At 58.7% G+C, this 16,922-nt stretch carries 13 protein-coding genes; 11 read left to right on the forward strand and 2 right to left on the reverse strand.

From position 1 onward, the window contains the following. Positions 1 to 15 precede the first annotated feature (15 nt). Genes gcvPA through gcvPB form a run of 3 tightly spaced genes read left to right on the forward strand, consistent with a single transcriptional unit; the run spans position 16 to position 3,259 of the window. On the forward strand, positions 16 to 1,359 hold the full coding sequence (gcvPA, locus tag B3527_RS07895; protein ID WP_290479025.1) for an aminomethyl-transferring glycine dehydrogenase subunit GcvPA: 1,344 nt from the start codon (positions 16 to 18) through the stop codon (positions 1,357 to 1,359). Further along, positions 1,359 to 1,691, forward strand: coding sequence for a DUF6968 family protein (locus B3527_RS07900; protein ID WP_290479024.1), 333 nt, complete (start codon positions 1,359 to 1,361; stop codon positions 1,689 to 1,691). Before gcvPA ends, B3527_RS07900 begins: the two co-directional genes overlap by 1 nt. Next, positions 1,688 to 3,259: an aminomethyl-transferring glycine dehydrogenase subunit GcvPB gene (gene gcvPB / locus B3527_RS07905; protein ID WP_290479023.1), complete on the forward strand. Its 1,572-nt coding sequence runs from the start codon at positions 1,688 to 1,690 to the stop codon at positions 3,257 to 3,259. The genes B3527_RS07900 and gcvPB overlap by 4 nt, the downstream gene beginning before the upstream one ends. A 3-nt stretch (positions 3,260 to 3,262) precedes the next feature. Here the strand turns inward: gcvPB and B3527_RS07910 are convergent, their stop codons facing one another. After that, positions 3,263 to 4,612 carry an acyltransferase family protein gene (locus B3527_RS07910; protein WP_290479022.1) on the reverse strand — a complete coding sequence of 450 codons (1,350 nt, stop codon included), beginning with the start codon at positions 4,610 to 4,612 and terminating at the stop codon, positions 3,263 to 3,265. Between the two features lie 166 nt (positions 4,613 to 4,778). Here B3527_RS07910 and B3527_RS07915 point away from each other — a divergent pair, with 166 nt between their 5' ends. From B3527_RS07915 to B3527_RS07925, 3 genes are all read left to right on the forward strand, one after another. Further along, a complete protein-coding gene (locus B3527_RS07915) occupies positions 4,779 to 5,108 on the forward strand; it encodes a hypothetical protein (protein WP_290481242.1) in 330 nt (109 codons plus the stop codon). A gap of 127 nt (positions 5,109 to 5,235) precedes the next feature. After that, entirely contained in the window at positions 5,236 to 6,648 is a 1,413-nt protein-coding gene (locus tag B3527_RS07920) for an amidohydrolase (RefSeq protein WP_206992600.1), read from the forward strand. Further along, positions 6,645 to 7,916, forward strand: a complete 1,272-nt coding sequence (locus B3527_RS07925) for an amidohydrolase family protein (protein ID WP_206992601.1) — start codon at positions 6,645 to 6,647, stop codon at positions 7,914 to 7,916. Before B3527_RS07920 ends, B3527_RS07925 begins: the two co-directional genes overlap by 4 nt. Positions 7,917 to 7,918: 2 nt before the next feature. Here the strand turns inward: B3527_RS07925 and B3527_RS07930 are convergent, their stop codons facing one another. Next, a complete protein-coding gene (locus B3527_RS07930; RefSeq protein ID WP_290479020.1) occupies positions 7,919 to 11,296 on the reverse strand; it encodes a peptidoglycan-binding protein in 3,378 nt (1,125 codons plus the stop codon). 220 nt (positions 11,297 to 11,516) lie between these two features. On the opposite strand from B3527_RS07930, the gene B3527_RS07935 reads away from it, so the two are divergent. The 5 genes from B3527_RS07935 to B3527_RS07955 all read left to right on the forward strand — a co-directional run bounded on the left by B3527_RS07935 (position 11,517) and on the right by B3527_RS07955 (position 16,919). Beyond that, on the forward strand, positions 11,517 to 11,999 hold the full coding sequence (locus B3527_RS07935) for a MerR family transcriptional regulator (RefSeq protein WP_290479019.1): 483 nt from the start codon (positions 11,517 to 11,519) through the stop codon (positions 11,997 to 11,999). A 115-nt stretch (positions 12,000 to 12,114) separates the two neighbouring features. After that, positions 12,115 to 13,899, forward strand: a complete 1,785-nt coding sequence (locus tag B3527_RS07940) for an acyl-CoA dehydrogenase C-terminal domain-containing protein (RefSeq protein ID WP_206992603.1) — start codon at positions 12,115 to 12,117, stop codon at positions 13,897 to 13,899. Between the two features lie 186 nt (positions 13,900 to 14,085). Beyond that, entirely contained in the window at positions 14,086 to 15,252 is a 1,167-nt protein-coding gene (locus B3527_RS07945; protein ID WP_290479018.1) for an acyl-CoA dehydrogenase family protein, read from the forward strand. Between the two features lie 6 nt (positions 15,253 to 15,258). Next, positions 15,259 to 15,687: a PaaI family thioesterase gene (locus B3527_RS07950; RefSeq protein WP_290479017.1), complete on the forward strand. Its 429-nt coding sequence runs from the start codon at positions 15,259 to 15,261 to the stop codon at positions 15,685 to 15,687. Between the two features lie 26 nt (positions 15,688 to 15,713). After that, positions 15,714 to 16,919 carry an acetyl-CoA C-acetyltransferase gene (locus B3527_RS07955; RefSeq protein ID WP_290479016.1) on the forward strand — a complete coding sequence of 402 codons (1,206 nt, stop codon included), beginning with the start codon at positions 15,714 to 15,716 and terminating at the stop codon, positions 16,917 to 16,919. The last annotated feature ends 3 nt before the right edge of the window (positions 16,920 to 16,922 follow it).

A 16,922-nucleotide genomic window follows, 5' to 3' on the forward strand; every position in this document is an offset into this window, starting at 1 on the left:
GATGGAGTAGCACATATGAGATACCTCCCCCTGACCCCGGAAGACCGTGCAGAAATGCTGGCGACCATCGGCGCCAAAACAGTCGATGAATTCTTCACGGACGTACCTGAAGCTGCGCGCCTCGGCAGCACGATTGAAGGCTTGCCGGACCATCAGGGGGAGCTCGCGGTCGAGCGCCACATGTCGAATCTCGCGGCCAAGAACCGGTCGGCCTCGTCCGGTCCGTTCTTTGTCGGGGCGGGCGCCTACAAGCATCATGTTCCGGCTACGGTAGACATGGTGATCCAGCGCTCTGAATTCCTGACGACCTATACGCCCTACCAGCCAGAAATCGCGCAGGGCACGCTGCAAACCTTGTTCGAATTCCAGACCCAGGTTGCGGCGATGACCGCCATGGATGTGGCAAATGCCTCCATGTATGACGGCTCCACAGCCTGTGCCGAGGCCGCCATCATGGCGACGCGGGTGACGCGCCGGAAGAAGGTTATCCTGTCCGGCGGGCTGCACCCGCATTATGCGGCCGCCACCAAAATGGTGTGCGAGGCGCAAGGGTTCGAAGTGGTCCAGTTGCCCGCAACTGTGGATGGCGAGAATGCGCTGGCCGATGCGGTAGACGATCAGACCGCCTGCGTCATCGGCCAGAGCCCGAACATTTTCGGCACGGTGACGGACCTTTCGAAATCTGCCGACGCCGCGCATGAAAAAGGCGCGCTGCTCGTCTCTGTTTTCACCGAAGCGGTCTCTCTGGGCCTCATCACACCTCCGGGTGAGATGGGTGCAGACATTGCCGTGGGCGAGGGCCAGTCCATCGGGAACGGACTCAATTTCGGTGGGCCCTATGTCGGCCTGTTCGCCTGTACCCAAAAACTGGTGCGCCAGATGCCGGGGCGCCTGTGCGGCGAGACCGTTGACGCCAACGGTGATCGCGGGTTCGTGCTGACGCTCTCGACGCGCGAACAGCATATTCGTCGCGACAAGGCGACCTCGAATATCTGCACCAATTCCGGCCTTTGCGCGCTGGCCTTCACCGCGCACATGACGCTACTCGGCGGGAAGGGTCTGGAGCAGCTCGCCCTGCTGAACCATGAGGCGGCCTGTGATCTCGCCGATGCGCTGGAAGCCGTCCCAGGCGTAGAAATCCTGACGCCGCGCTTCTTCAACGAGTTTGCCTTCCGCACGCCGATGGACGCCGAAGCTGTGCTTGCCATGCTGGATGAAGCCGGCGTGGTCGGCGGCGTCCGCGCCAGCCGCCTGTTCCCCGAGGAGCATATGGGGGACGTCATTCTCTGCGCCGCCACCGAATGCACGACGGCGGAAGACATTGCCGCCTATGCCGCGGCGCTGAAGGAAATTGTGTGATGGGCGAGGTATGCGTGGAGCGCAGAATTGAATGCCTCGTCGACGACGAATGGAGAGCGGGCCGTATCGCGGTCATGCAGCCGGAGCTTGATGGCGAGGACTGGCGCTGTGAACTGGATCTTGATTGGCCAGGTTATAAGAAATCATATCCTGTGATGGGCGTGGATGCTTACCAGGCTCTCGAATTGGCGCTGAGAATCGTGCCAGTCGAGATTATGGCCAGTGAGAGTTTTCGGCGCGGTCAGCTGCGCCATTATGCCGAACACGATCTGCTCAACGAAGAGCGCCTCTACAAAGCCTTTCACGCTCACCCTTATGGAAAGCCGTCATGACCATGAATACGCAAGGCCGCCCGACATCTCCCATTCCGTCTGCCAGCCAGTCCGTGGACACTGTGTCCGGCTCGAAAGGCCTGTTGCAGGCCGAGGGCCTGATCTTCGAGATTGGCACCGAAGACACGACCGGCGTTGACCTGCCAAAGCCGAAAAACCGCACCGGTCGCCTCGGCGGCGTTGCGCGCAGCCAGCCGACCGGCCTGCCGGGCCTCTCGGAGCCGCAGACTGTGCGGCACTACATGCGTCTCAGCCAGAAGAACTATGCCATCGACCTTGGCCTGTTCCCGCTGGGCAGCTGTACGATGAAACACAATCCGCGTCTCAACGAGAAGCTCGCGCGCTTGCCCGGCTTTGCGGATATCCACCCGCTGCAGCCGCAGGCAACCGTGCAGGGCGCACTGGAACTGATCGACGAATTGGCCACTTGGCTGAAGACACTAACCGGCATGCCTGCGGTTGCGATGAGCCCCAAAGCCGGGGCGCATGGCGAGTTCTGCGGCATGATGGCAATCCGTCAGGCGCTGGTCGCGCGCGGCGAGGCCGAGACCCGCAAGCGCGTTCTGGTGCCCGCCTCCGCCCACGGAACGAATCCGGCAACCGCGGTTCAGTGCGGCTTCATCGTGGACGAGATCAAGGCCAATGCGCGCGGCCGCGTGGAATTGGACGAGTTGAAAGCGAAGCTTGAAAAGTCTGATGATATCGCTGGCATCATGCTGACCAATCCGAATACGTGCGGCCTCTTCGAGACCGACATCAAGGAGATCGCCGACCTGATCCATGCGGCTGGCGGATACTTCTATTGCGACGGTGCGAACTTCAACGCCATCGTTGGCCGGGTCCGTCCCGGTGACCTTGGCGTCGATGCGATGCACATCAATCTCCACAAGACCTTCTCCACCCCGCATGGTGGCGGCGGACCGGGCTCTGGCCCGACTGTGTTGTCAGATGCACTCGCGCCTTACGCGCCCGTGCCCTTCGTTGTGAAGGATGAAGACGGGGTCTTCCGCCTCGTGGAGGACATGGAAGGTGATGCGAGCGAGAGCTTTGGCCGCATGGTGGCCTTTCATGGCCAGATGGGCATGTTCGTACGGGCGCTGACCTATATGCTCAGCCACGGCGCAGACGGCTTGAAGCAGGCCTCTGAAGATGCCGTGCTGAACGCCAACTATATTCAGGCGCGCCTGAAATCCGTCATGACCCCAGCCTTCGAGGGCTATTGCATGCATGAGGCGCTGTTCTCGGATGCGTTCACCGCAGACGGGATCGAGACCATCGACATTGCCAAGTCGCTGATCGATGAGGGCTACCACCCGATGACCATGTACTTCCCGCTGGTCGTGCATGGGGCGATGCTGATTGAGCCGACCGAGTCAGAATCGAAAGCCGAGCTGGATCGCTTTTGTGACTCGCTGGAGGCGATTGCCCGGCGTGCTGCACAGGGCGATGAAACGATGAAGGGCGCGCCCTATCTCGCCCCGATGCGTCGCCTGGACGAGACGCAGGCAGCGCGCAAGCCTGTGCTCAAGTGGACGCCGCCAGAAACGAGTTCCGTCGCGGCGGAATAAGGATCAGGAAGCGTTCTGCACTGTTGGGCGTGACTTTCGGAAGAGCGCGCCCACTGGCCGTTCAAAATAGGTGTAGCTGAGCAGCGAGGCGATAATCGATCCGGTCACGCAGGCAAGCGCAAACGCGACATTGTCGAGCAGGCCGGGATGGCCGAGCTGGAAAACAGGCGCGAGAACGGGAATGTCTCCGAGGCGTCCGAACAGGACCCGTAGGGCCACGATGACGATCGTGTGCACGAGGTAGAGCGAATAAGAGGCGTCTCCGAGCCGGACCATCGCAGCGAGTATTTTGCGCAAGGCTGGAAACAGGGCGCGCACGCTGCGAGGTTTGGTCTGACCAGCCAGCCAACCTGTCCAAAATGTAGCAAGTGTGCCCAAGCCGCCCACCAGAACTGCAACAATAGTGGCATTGACCCGCACGGATAGAGGGGCTGTTTCTCCCAGTCCGTAGAGCTGGAAAACCGCGATAGTCAGCAAAGCACCGACACCCGCCGGGACAAGCCATGCCAAACGATCTTCAAGTTCCAGCGTGACGAGTCCGTAGATGAGCGCGGCACTCGGCAAGCCGAACATCATGACGCGGCCCCATTGAAGTGTGTAATCGGTTTGGGGCCCCTGCAGGCACAGGGACGCCACCATCCATAGCGTGGCGACCAGCATCACGATCCCACCTCGCCACGCAACTCCGGACGCGACGAGCATTGCTGTGGCGGCGCCGAACAGAAATTCCATGGTCATGGGCGAGAAAAACAGCGACAGGAAATCGGTAACGATCGGGCCGGACAGTCCAGACATCCATCCTGCGATGACTGCAGCTCCCCAGCCAAGCAACGCATAGGGCCACCAGGATCTGCGAAGCAGCAAGACGAGGCTGAACGCGAGATAGAAATAGACTTCATGGATCAGCGTCCACCCCACCACAAGTACCGGCTCCTTTTCCTGTGGAATCAGCAGGAAGGACTTGATGATATAGATCCAGTCTGGCTCCGGACGCGACGTGACTTGCAACGTTTCGACCATATTGCCCAACTGGAAATAGCCGAGCAGACCGACTGTGGTGATACCGGCAAACAGCCACCAGACCGGATAGACCCGGGTCAGCCGACGGAACACGAAGTTCAGAGCTGTCTGGATGCCGGGCTTCAATTCGTAGGTCACGGCGACCATGATGAAGCCGGAGATCACGAAGAACAGGTCGACCCCGGCGAAACCATTCGTCACAATGCCGCCAAGCCAAGCCAACTCGCCGCCACCATTATGGGCGATGCCGCGAGTTTCGTGGGCTCTGGTGTGATAGAGAACGACCAGGAGGGCCGCCACTCCACGCAGGACCTGAACAGACTGCAGTTTCATTCCGGGCCTCACGCAACACTTCATCCCGCCCTGCGCGCGGAACGAACGGGCAATCTGTAGCAATCAGGTAACGCAGACACCAGACTTTGACCACATCATGACGATATCGCTGGCGGCGCCCGCTTCTTTTCCCATATTCAGCTTAATGGCCGATGACGAAACCCACATGAAAACGGAACAGACCGCAGCTTCCTCAAAGCCTGCGGCGGGGCTGCGCAATGGTGTGAACGTAGCGTTCCGCCAGATTTTGGCGCTTACCGGTCTGATCATGATCGTGGTGGCCATTCCAATCGCTTTCGTCACGCCGATCATTCCTGTTGGCTTGCCGATTGCCATTCTTGGTGTCGTGCTGCTGGGGCGGAACGCGATGTGGGGCAGGCGGTGGATGGAGAGCGTGTTGGCAAGGCATCCCCGGGTCGAACGGTTTGCGCCAAACTGGCTGATGCGCTTGGTGTTCGGCCGAGACAAGAAAGACCCGTCTCAACCGGAACAGTAGAAACAAATTGCGGCAAATCCGGCCGGGCAGGCAAGAATTTCACGCGTGTTTCCGGCTCAGGCCTTGAAGCCGGGAGAAATGTCAGCAGTATGCGCCAAACCTTTCTGCGGACACGGGGCGAAATGAAATGCGAATACTTTATGGGCTGGCAGCTGTTTGCGCTGCGGCACTCCTGCTTTCAGCGTGCGGTGGAGGCGACGATGCCGACAAGGCTGCGTCGTCGGAAGACGCGTTCGACCGCAATCCCTATCCCTCCACATATGCGCCCTATCCGAATGCGCCTGTCCTGATCACCAATGCCACAATCCTCGATGGCGAAGGTAACCTGATCGAAGATGGCAGCCTGCTGTTGCAGGATGGCAAGATCGTCGCACTAGGCGCCGATATCGAAGCCCCGGATGGTGCCGAGACCATTGATGCGACAGGTCGCTGGGTGACTCCGGGCATTATCGACAATCACAGCCATCTCGGCGTCTATCCCTCGCCCGGTGTGACCGCGCACGGCGATGGCAACGAAATTTCTGCGCCGGTCACAGCGGAAGTGTGGTCGGAGCACGGTGTCTGGCCGCAAGATCCAGGCTTCACGCGGGCGATAGCCGGAGGCATCACCTCGCTTCAGGTGCTACCGGGCAGCGCAAACTTGTTCGGCGGGCGCGGCGTGATCCTCAAGAACGTGCCGAGCCGGACCGTTCAGGGCATGAAATTTCCGGACGCGCCCTATACGCTGAAGATGGCCTGCGGCGAGAATCCCAAGCGCGTGTATGGCTATGGCGGCGGGCGTTTTCCTGGTGGCGCCCCTTATTCTCGGATGGGCAACGTGGCGGGATACCGGCAAGCTTGGATCAAGGCTGCAGAATACAAGCGCAAATGGGAGAAGTACGAGGACGAAGGCGGTGAACCACCTGCGCGTGATCTCGAACTGGACACGCTCGCGGGTGTGCTGAATGGCGACATCCTCGTGCACATGCATTGCTACCGCGCCGATGAGATGGCGCAAATCATGGATATGTCGAAGGAGTTTGGCTACAAGGTCACCGCCTTTCACCACGCCGTTGAGAGCTACAAGATTGCCGACAAGCTGGCCGAATATGGTGCGTGTTCTTCCATGTGGGCCGATTGGTGGGGCTTCAAGATGGAAGCCTATGATGGCGTCCGTGAGAACATCCCGATGGTCCACAAGGCCGGCGCGTGTGCCATCGTCCATTCGGATAGTGATGTCGGCATTCAACGTCTCAACCAGGAAGCCGCCAAGGCATGGTCTGATGGTTTGAGGGCAGGTATCGATATTCCGAAAGAGGTCGCTTGGACGTGGCTTTCGCTGAACCCGGCCAAGTCATTGGGCATTGACGATCGTACGGGCAGCCTGAAGCCCGGCAAGATGGCGGATGTCGTCGTCTGGTCCGATGACCCGTTCAGCGTCTACGCCAAGGCAGACCAGGTCTTTATTGACGGCGCGCTGATGTTTGACCGCGACCATCCTGAGACCAATCCTGTGATGGATTTTGAAATAGGCCAACCTGGTGAAGGAGATCGCAAATGATCCGTACACTACTTACAAGCGTTGCCGCCTTGGGTCTCGCAGCGGCGCCCGCGTACGCCGATACGTTCGTCATTCGCGGTGAAACGGTCTGGACCGGCACCGCTCAAGGTATGATCGAAAACGGCGTTGTTGTCATCGAGGACGACCGGATTGTCACGGTCGGCGGGGCAGATACTGAAGTGCCAGGTGGCGCCACCGAGATTTCCGCTGAATGGGTCACGCCTGGTCTGATCGCCTCCTTTGCCCGAACAGGCCTGGTTGAAGTTGGCGCGGAAGATTCTACGAATGACACGGCGGCGGCGATGTCTCCGTTTTCAGCCGCGCTGAATGCAGCCGATGGGTTCAATCCCGACGCCACTGCGATTGATGTCACCCGGATCGAAGGTTTTACGCGCCTGGTTGTTGTACCCAACACCGGCAATGCGCTATTTGCCGGGCAGGGTTTCGTAGCTGATACGAGCGGTGATCTCGATACGGAGCTGGATGAGAAGGCATTTACCTTCATCAAGCTCGGTGAAGCAGGCGCGGGCCTTGCTGGCGGCTCGCGGCAGTCTGCCATGACGCTGCTGCGGGCGGCGCTGGATGATGCGCGCAGCTATCCAGCGCGCTACATCACGCAGAATGATGGCGCGGTTCTGAACCGGATTGATGCACAAGCGCTGTCGCCCGCCGCACGGGGCCAGCAGTTAATCTTGATTGAAGCGAGTCGTGCCAGTGACTTGAATGCCGTGATGGATCTGGCCGAGGAGGAGCCGTCACTGAAGATCGTGATTGTCGGCGCGGACGAAGCGTGGCGTGTGGCGCCACGGCTGGCCGAGATGGATATCCCGGTGATCATCAATGCGTTTTCCAATCTTCCGGGCTCGTTTGAGAAACTGGCAGCGACATCTGAAAATGCAGCGCGACTGGCCGCAGCAGGCGTTACATTTGCCATTGCCAATGTCGGGGATAGCAGCCATCAGGCGCGGCTTGCGACACAGCTTGCCGGCAATGCAGTCGCCAACGGACTGAGCTTCGATGATGCTTTGGCGGCGTTGACCACCGCCCCGGCGGACATGTTCGGCCTGACGGGGTATGGTCGCCTCGCGCCCGGCGCACCCGCTGATGTGGTTGGTTGGGACGGGGATCCTTTGGAGGTCGCGTCTGCACCCATCGCTGTCATCATTGCCGGCGAGCAGCAGTCACTCGAGTCCCGCCAAACGCGACTGCGTGACCGTTATCTCAGCCTGGATGAGAGTGAACGGCCGCGCGCTTTTACACGGCCATAACACTAAGACTTGGCGCGAGCGTTCAGACTTTCGATCAGTTCCGGCGTGATGGTTCCTGTCACGTTGAGAGACTGAGCGGTTTGATAGTCGCGAATGGCGGTCGCTGTATCCGGCCCAAGGGCTCCATCGGCGGAGCCAATGTTGTAGCCAAGTACGGTCAGGGCCTGCTGTGTCGCGCGTACTTGAGCCGCATTCCCGATGTTCCATGATTGCGCGCCGAACCGGCCATTGGCTGCTGCGTTGGCGCGGGAGGCGGTCCAGTCTTCAGACTGTACACGGGCATGGTTCACCGCTTCTGGTGAGACGCGCTTGGAAATTTCCATGACTTTTGCCGGTGCGCCTGCGTCGCCATTCTTGGCAGCGACCATGAACCAGTAAAGGGCTTCGGTCAGATTTGGGCTGATGCCGAGGCCTTGCTCGTACAGTACGCCGAGATTGTATTGGCTATCGACAATGCCGAACTCCGCGCCTTTTCGAAACCATCCAACGGCACCGGCATAGGTTTGCTCGCCGCCCTCGCCCTCAGCCATAAAGACGGCAAGGTCATGCATTGCTTTCACGTTGCCACCGTTTGCAGCCCGTTCCGTCCATTCCCGGGCCAGTGTCAGATCCTTCGGTACACCCGTACCTTTTTCGTGCAATTTTGAAAGCGTGTACTGAGCAATTGGCAGGCCCTTCTCTGCGGCCTGCCGCATCAGGACTGCGCCGCCTTTCAAGTTGCCATCGGCAAGCTGCTGTTGCGCTAGTTGGAATTGCGCGATGCCGTTCCCGGATGCTGCGGCATTTGCCAGCGTGTCGACTTTCGGGATCGGCGGGTAGCTCGTGGTCGGCTCAATACGCGCGGTCGCGATCATTGGCGTTGGTTCAATCAGTTCAGCCATCGGGTCGGATGGCTCTTCAGATGGTGCAACCTCGCCGCTCTTGTCTGCGGCCGCAGTCTCCAAGTCAGTTGGCGGCGCGACATCATCTTCGAACAGAAGGGCATCATCGGATGACTCGGCGGCTTCTGCGGGTGGCAATTCTGTTTCAATTAGACTCGCAGCCGCCCCATCGACGGGCGCGGCCAGTTCGGTTACCGAAGTCGGGGCCTGCTTACCGCGCAGATAAAGGTACCCGCCCACAGTGGCGCCCGTGATGATAACGGCTGAGGCCGCAGCATAGAGTGGGAGCTTTCCGTTTCCGAAGCGCAAGCCTTTGTCAGCCTGATCACTTGGAGGTGCAAGCGATGGGGAAGAATCCTTGCGACCCGACGACGCCGCAATCGCAGCGCGGCGAGCCATGTCGATATAGTTCGCAGCCGGCGAGGCGGCCTCAGGCTCGTCTTCTAGCGCCTCTGTAAACTCAGGGTCGGCGAATGCTTCTCCGGCCGGATCGACTTCCGTGTCGAATTCATCGTCTTCGAAAATATCCGATTCACGTGGCTCGGCAGAATTGTCCCCGTAGTCCTCAAGCTCGGCAAGTGCATCAAATCCGACTGGGGAAGGAGCTTCATCAGCATCGGCGAATGCGTCGTAGAAATCGTCTTCTGCATTGTCCGGATCTGCGTCAACTTCGAATTCGTCCTCGACGAGATCGTAGTCTTCTTCATAAGCATTTGACTTGGCGCTCGTCCCAGCTTCTATCTCGACTTCGTCGACTTCCTCTGTTTCGGTCCAGTCTGTGAGGAATGCGTCGCTGGTATCGTCATCTGCAATGTCCTCGGGCAGGCCGGGCTCAAACACTGCATCATATTCATCCGAGAGAAGATCAGACGATGCGTCTTCCTCTTCCTGGAATTCTTCGAGCAGGCGATCAGTCTCGTTCAGCGCATTCATGGTTGCCAAATCAGTTGGCTCGACTGCACCGGACTTGGAAGGCGCAGCGGTGTCTTCGAGCATTTCCAATCGCGTCGCGAGCGACGCCATCGCCTTCTGGATTGGCGAGAGGGATGCGCTGGTCTGGGTTTGCGCCTGCTCGAGTTTATCGGTGACACTTGATATCGCTTCGGAGAGCTTCAGGTCTGCGCGCTTGCGGTTCTCATCAATCTCGGTAGCGAGGGTCTGCAGGGCCTTGTCCTGGCGCGCTTGCAGGCGGTTGGCGACGGTCGCAACCTGATCCCCAATCTGGGAAATTGCCTCGGCGCTACGCTGCTCACTTGCATTGACCCGCTTGTCGAGGTTTGCGCCAAATTCTTCCATCCGTGTGCCGACCAGGTTACCAATCCGCCCGATCTCGGACGAGACCTTGTTCATGTCCTGAGTCTGACGATCTTCGCCTGCGACCAGTTTTTCGCGAACTTCGTTCAGACCGGTCTGAAGTTCGGCAACGGCTTCCTCACTGGCGCCCGAGGCCGCACGAGATATTTCTTCGGCCAGTTCTGCGCGGGCCGTGTCGACGGTACTGCGGACAGTCGTCATGATTTCGTCGAAGCGCGATTCAAACTCTGCCCGAAGGCGGTCTGCCAAATCAGGCTCGACCGTTTTCGACAGGGTCTCGATCTTGGCGTCAAGATTGTTGAATGTGGACTCAAGGCTGAGCAGGGCCGCATCCGTGGTGGTTTCTGCTCGGTTCAACCGGTCCTGTGTTTGAGCCAGTGTGGTTTCGACAGTCGCCAGGGATTTCGTAATCTTCGTCTCGACACTTTCCAGACGTGCATCGCTCTTGTCGACCTCAGACAGACGCAAGTTCACATGCGTTTCCAGATTGGATAGACGATCGGCAAGCTCGCGGGCTGTGCCCTCGGCGCGCAACTCTGCTTGGTCCACGGCGCGCTCGACGCGAGAGGCCGCATCGGACAGGGTCTGTTCGACCTTCACTTCCATGTTTTCAACGCGGTCGGTCAACTCGGTGAAGCCTGTCTCGACCCGGCCCTGAATGGCTTGGGCCTCATTCTGAGCCAGTTCGCTTTCTTCGAAGACATGGCTGGCAAGTTTGCCTAGCGCCTGTTCGAGTGATTTCAGCGCTTCGAGATTTTCGCGGGTCGTGTCGTCGGCTTCAAGCTTCTGCACTTTTGCCTGCAAAGCGGAATGTGTGTCCTTCAGTTCTTCGATCAGGCTATCCACATGGCCCGCTACGGCAGCAGAATTTTGCTCGGCCTCTTCCAGGCGAGCCACCAGGCCGAGGATCGTGTGGTCCATACCCGTTATGGCAAGTGTGGAGCGCGCTTCTGTTGCCTCAATGCGGCGCGTCAACGTGTCGAGCGTGTCGTTCGCCGCGTTTGCCGTTGGTCGGCGATTCTGGAAAGGATACGCAACTTCGTTTGGCCGGGGGGCATCGACCGACATAAGTAGCCGGTTCAGATATTCCCCCAAGGTGATGCCTTCAGCATGCGCTGCCTCGCGAGCGGCGTCGCGCGCGCGCTGGTCAATTCCTTTGACGCTCCAGGGCCCCGTCTGGCTCATCCCCACTCTCCTAAGCACTCATTTTGCCCGCGATTGTTAATGCTTCGGGCAAAATCATTCAGATTCAGCATCGGTGATGACAGGAGCCGGATTAAGGGCAGGTTAAAGGTAAAGAAAACCTCCAAATCCGGTAACTCTACCAAGGGAATCTGCGGGGAAACGAAGAATGCCAAAAAAGTTTACGTTGACGTTCGCGTAAGCCTTGATCTAGATTTGCGGAATGATGAACAATAAGCTCTCCAAGATTTCCGCTGCGGATTCCCGCACCTACACAATTTCCGAGCTTGCTCGCGAGTTTGGCGTTACGCCGAGGGCGCTGCGTTTCTACGAGGACAAGGACATGCTCCATCCCGCTCGGGATGGCATGACCCGGGTCTATTCCAATCGGGATCGCGCGCGGCTCACCATCATCGTCAGGCTAAAGCGTCTCGGCCTGCCGCTTGCCGATATCCGTGAAATCCTGGACCTTTACGTGCTCGATGACGGACAGCGCGCTCAGATGCGAATGTCGCTCGAGAAGTTCCGCAAGCAAGTGAAGGAGCTGGAAATTCAGAGAGGCGACATCGACACCGCCCTGACGGAGTTGCGCAAGGGCATCTCATGGCTGGAAACGCAAATTGCGAATACCGGCCCGTCTGATGAGAACAAGCGACAGCTTGCGGCATATGACGAAATTGCCCGCAGGCAGCTCGACGAAGTCTGATCTGCATCGACCAAATTGTGCCCCACCCAGCAGATGCTACGGTGGGGCAAATTAATTTGTACAAGCGCGCCGCAGATATCTGCGATTTTCGTGCTTTATTGACAGGAAATACAAAATGCCACGTTACGACGCGCCGATCCGCGACATGCAATTCATCCTGCAGGACCTGTTGCAGATCCAGAACTATTCAAACCTGCCGGGTTTCGAAGAGGCCACGCCGGACCTGGTGAATGCCATCCTCGAGGAGGGAGGCAAATTCGCCAAGGAAGTCCTGTTTCCGCTCAACGCTGTGGGCGACCAGCAAGGGTGTGTGCGCGGCGATGACGCCAGTGTAAAAACCCCGGATGGCTTTCCAGAAGCTTATAAACAACTCGTTGAAAACGGCTGGCCTTTGTTGTCGGCCGATCCGTCCATGGGCGGTCAGGGGCTTCCGCACGTTGTAAACATTGCTTGGACTGAAATGGTATCATCGTCGAACATGGCGTTCGGGATGTATCCGGGGCTGACGCACGGTGCCTATCAGGCGCTGATGGCGGGTGGCTCCGATGAACTCAAGGCCAAGTACGGGCCGAAGATGGCGTCGGCCGAATGGGCCGGTACGATGAACCTCACCGAGCCGCATTGCGGCACGGATCTGGGCCTGATGAAAACAAAAGCCGTGCCGCAGGGCGATGGCTCCTACAAGATCACAGGCCAGAAGATCTGGATTTCCGGCGGCGAGCAGGATCTGACGGAGAACATCATCCACCTCGTGCTCGCCCGCATCGAAGGCGCGCCAGAAGGCATCAAAGGCGTTTCCCTGTTCGTTGTGCCGAAATACATGGTGGGCGAAGATGGCTCGCTGGGCGAGCGCAATGCCTGTTCATGCGGTGGCCTCGAAGAAAAAATGGGCATTCACGGGAATGCGACCTGCGTCATGAATTATGACGGCGCGACAGGCTTTCTTGTTGGCGAAGAGCATAAAGGCATGCGCACGATGTTCGTCATGATGAATGAGGCGCGCCTCGGCGTGGGCCTGCAGGGTCTGTCCCAAGCCGTCGTCGCCTATCAGAATGCAGTCGATTTTGCGAAGGACCGTCTTCAGGGGCGTTCCCTGACCGGGCCAAAGGCACCTGAAAAGCCTGCCGATCCGATCATCGTTCATCCGGACGTGCGCCGCATGTTGATGGACCAGAAGGCATTCCTCGAAGGCGCGCGCGCGCTGACTTACTGGACGGCCTTCCAGGGTGACCTTCAGCACAAATCTCCAGATGAAAAAGTGCGGGAAAAGGCGGGCGACTATATGGCCCTTCTGACGCCGGTCATCAAAGCATACCTGACCCATATGGGCTTTGAGAAAGCCAATCAGGCGCTGCAACTTCACGGCGGCTCTGGCTTTACGCGTGAATGGGGTCTGGAGCAGATCGTCCGCGATTGCCGTATCACTCTTATTTACGAAGGCACCAATGGCGTGCAGGCGCTCGACCTCGTTGGCCGCAAGCTGGCGTCCAATGGTGGCCGGGCTGTCTTCAGCTTCTTTGGTGAAGTTGACGAATTCATCAATTCAGCCGATGGCGATGCCGATATGGCCCCGTTTATCGAGGGCCTGACGACACTGAAGGCCCAGTTGCAGGAGGCCACAACCTGGCTGATGCAAAATGGCATGACCGATTTCAACAATGCGGGCGCTTCCAGCCACGATTACCTGCACCTGTTTGGCCTCACAGGCTTGGCATTCATGTGGGCGAAAATGGCCAAGATTGCGCTGGAGAAGAAGGCGGCGGGCGATCCCTTCTATGAAGAGAAGCTCACAACCGGCTATTATTTTGTGGACCGGATGGTGCCGGATGGTGCTGCACACCTGGCCAAGGTGAAGACCGGCGCGAAGTCGATGATGGCCTTGCCAGCGGAGGCGTTTTAGCGCGCCAGTCCGATTTTGATGGCGCGTGGCCCAAATAAGTGGGTTTCACGCGCTATCACACAAAAAAATTATGCGATTCCGCTCGTTCTGACGTTGGGAGAGGGCTGGGAATTCCTCGGAGCGACGCTTACATGTTTACGTGAACGTAAGCGGCAAGCAAAAGCCGCCCAAAGCGGAGGAAGACGAATGCAGGCCAGCCCACTAGATGTCCCGAAGGCCAATTGGCGCCAGGACGAAGAGCTCGAGATTTTCTCTGACGCTGTTGGCCAGTTCTTCGAAAAGGAATGCGTGCCGCATGTGCCCCAGTGGCGCAAGGACGGTATTGTTCCGATGGAAATCTGGAAAAAGGCTGGCGAAATGGGCCTGCTCGGCGCATCCGTGCCCGAAGAATATGGCGGCGCGGGTGGTGATTTCCGTCATGAAGCCATCATCATCGAACAACAGCAGTGGAAGGGTGTCGACGGATTCGGCATAACCCTGCACAATGCGATTATTGCACCCTATATTGTCGCCTATGGCACCGAAGAACAAAAGCGGCGTTGGCTGCCCGGCATTTGTTCGGGCGAACTCGTAACCGCCATTGCGATGACGGAGCCCGGTGCAGGCTCTGACCTGCAGGGCATGAAAACGACCGCCAAGCGCGATGGCGGCGAATACGTCATCAATGGCTCGAAGACCTTCATCTCGAATGGCCAGACCGCAAACCTGATCCTCGTTTGCGTGAAGACGGACCCGACCCAGGGCGCCAAGGGCATTTCGATTGCCGTTGTCGAGACAGACAAGGTGGAAGGCTTCCGCCGCGGCCGGAACCTTGAAAAGGTTGGCCAGCATGCTGCGGATACATCGGAGCTGTTCTTTGATGAAGTGCGTGTGCCAGCTTCCAACCTTCTTGGCGAAGTCGAGGGCAAGGGCTTCATCCAACTGATGCAGAAACTGCCGCAGGAGCGCCACATAATCGGCCTTCAGGGCGTCGGCATGATTGAGCGTGCAATTCACGAGACCGTCGAATATGTGAAGGGCCGCAAGGCGTTCGGCGGTACGATTTTCGATTTCCAGAACACCCAGTTCAAACTGGCCGAATGCAAGACCGAAGCGACCGTCGCCAAAGTGTTTGCCGATCATTGTACGGAGCGCCTGCTCAAGGGAGAGCTCGACGCCGCCACCGCGTCCATGTCGAAATACTGGATCTCTGATCTCCAGTGCAAGATCGTCGACGAGTGTCTCCAGCTGCATGGTGGGTTCGGCTACATGGACGAATATCCGATCGCCCAGATGTATGCAGATGCGCGCGTTCAGCGTATCTATGGCGGCGCCAATGAAGTCATGAAAATGCTGATCGCGAGGACGCTCTAGTTTCCCATGCCTGACAGTCATCTCATTCGTGATGTCTTTCCGAAGCCGAGCCCGTCCTCGACATCGCTTGGCTTTGAACTCCTGGCGCTCGACATGAAAGCGCTGACAACCCGGGTGCGCTTTGAAGGCCGCCCGGAGTTCTGCAATCCGGCAGGCGTTATCCAGGGCGGCTATCTTGTCGCCATGATGGATGATACGATTGGCATGCTCGCCGGAATGAAGGCGGGCAAGACGAAGCTCCCTTCGACGGTTGATTTGCATACCCATTTTCTACGACCTGTCCGCAAGGGCGTCATCGAAGTTACAGCGCGTCTAAGGAATGTCGGCCGCACCATGTTGTTCGCGGAAGCCGAACTGTTTGATTCTCGCGGCAAGGAAGCTGCCCGTTCCACCGCGAGCCTGACCCTCAATCCGGTGTTGAAACCGGCAACCTGATTTTATGTTTAGAAGGAGCCTCTCCAATGACTGAAGCCTATATCTACGACGCGGTGCGCACGCCCCGCGGTAAAGGCAAGAAAAGCGGATCGCTGCATGAGATCACTGCGCTGAGCCTTGCGACCCAGGTTTTGCAAGCCATCCGTGACCGGAACGAACTCAATACATCGAATGTCGATGACGTGGTTCTTGGTTGTGTCAGCCCGGTTGGCGAGCAGGGCGCAGACATCGCGCGCGTTGCTGTACTGAACGCCGACTACGCCGAAACGACTGCAGGCGTTCAGGTTGATCGCTTCTGCGCCTCTGGCCTCGAAGCCTGTAATATGGCCGCGTCGAAGGTCATGACCGGCGAGGCCGATATGGCCATCGGCGGCGGCGTTGAAAGCATGAGCCGCGTGCCGATGGGCGCGTCCGGTGGTGCGTGGTCGTCTGATCCGCAAGTTGCCTTGAAAACATATTTTGCGCCACAGGGCATCGGCGCTGACACGATCGCCACCAAGTATGGTTTCTCGCGTGATGACGTTGATGCGTTTGCCGTCGAAAGCCAGAAGCGTGCAGCAGCTGCCTGGAAAGAGGGCCGCTTTGCCAAGTCCATTGTTCCGGTAAAAGATCAGATGGGCGGCATCCAGCTGGCACATGACGAGCACATGCGCCCGGACGCTGACATGCAGTCGCTCGCCGCACTGAACCCGTCTTTCGCTGGCATGGGCGCGATGGGCTTCGATGAAGTCATCAAGCAGCGCTATCCTGAATTGGAAGCGATCAATCATGTGCACCATGCCGGTAACTCGTCCGGTATCGTGGATGGTGCTTCAGCGGTCCTGTTCGGCTCGAAGGAAATGGGCGAGAAGTTCGGCCTCAAGCCGCGCGCGCGCATCCGCGCCATGGCGTCCATCGGTTCCGAGCCGGGCATCATGCTGACCGGCCCGACCTATGTGTCCCAGAAGGTCCTTAAGAAGGCCGGCATGGAAGCCAGTGACATCGACCTGTACGAACTGAATGAAGCCTTTGCATCGGTCGTCCTGCTGATGATGCAGAACCTCAACATCCCGCATGAAAAGATGAACGTGAATGGCGGCGCCATCGCTATGGGCCACCCGCTCGGCGCGACCGGCGGCATGATCCTGGGCACGATGGTCGACGAATTGGAGCGCTCCGGCAAGGAAACCGCCCTTGTCACCCTCTGCGTCGGCGCCGGCATGGGCACCGCCACGATCATCGAACGCGTTTAATCA

It is taken from the genome of Hyphomonas sp. UBA4505 (assembly GCF_002388685.1).
GTDB lineage: Bacteria > Pseudomonadota > Alphaproteobacteria > Caulobacterales > Hyphomonadaceae > Hyphomonas.

Excerpts from the sequence above, each read along its gene's own strand:
- gcvPA (WP_290479025.1), top strand. The coding sequence starts at position 16 with ATGAGATACCTCCCCCTGACCCCGGAAGACCGTGCAGAAATGCTGGCG.
- B3527_RS07900 (WP_290479024.1), top strand. The coding sequence starts at position 1,359 with ATGGGCGAGGTATGCGTGGAGCGCAGAATTGAATGCCTCGTCGACGAC.
- gcvPB (WP_290479023.1), top strand. The coding sequence starts at position 1,688 with ATGACCATGAATACGCAAGGCCGCCCGACATCTCCCATTCCGTCTGCC.
- B3527_RS07910 (WP_290479022.1), bottom strand. The coding sequence starts at position 4,612 with ATGAAACTGCAGTCTGTTCAGGTCCTGCGTGGAGTGGCGGCCCTCCTG.
- B3527_RS07915 (WP_290481242.1), top strand. The coding sequence starts at position 4,779 with ATGAAAACGGAACAGACCGCAGCTTCCTCAAAGCCTGCGGCGGGGCTG.
- B3527_RS07920 (WP_206992600.1), top strand. The coding sequence starts at position 5,236 with ATGCGAATACTTTATGGGCTGGCAGCTGTTTGCGCTGCGGCACTCCTG.
- B3527_RS07925 (WP_206992601.1), top strand. The coding sequence starts at position 6,645 with ATGATCCGTACACTACTTACAAGCGTTGCCGCCTTGGGTCTCGCAGCG.
- B3527_RS07930 (WP_290479020.1), bottom strand. The coding sequence starts at position 11,296 with ATGAGCCAGACGGGGCCCTGGAGCGTCAAAGGAATTGACCAGCGCGCG.
- B3527_RS07935 (WP_290479019.1), top strand. The coding sequence starts at position 11,517 with ATGATGAACAATAAGCTCTCCAAGATTTCCGCTGCGGATTCCCGCACC.
- B3527_RS07940 (WP_206992603.1), top strand. The coding sequence starts at position 12,115 with ATGCCACGTTACGACGCGCCGATCCGCGACATGCAATTCATCCTGCAG.
- B3527_RS07945 (WP_290479018.1), top strand. The coding sequence starts at position 14,086 with ATGCAGGCCAGCCCACTAGATGTCCCGAAGGCCAATTGGCGCCAGGAC.
- B3527_RS07950 (WP_290479017.1), top strand. The coding sequence starts at position 15,259 with ATGCCTGACAGTCATCTCATTCGTGATGTCTTTCCGAAGCCGAGCCCG.
- B3527_RS07955 (WP_290479016.1), top strand. The coding sequence starts at position 15,714 with ATGACTGAAGCCTATATCTACGACGCGGTGCGCACGCCCCGCGGTAAA.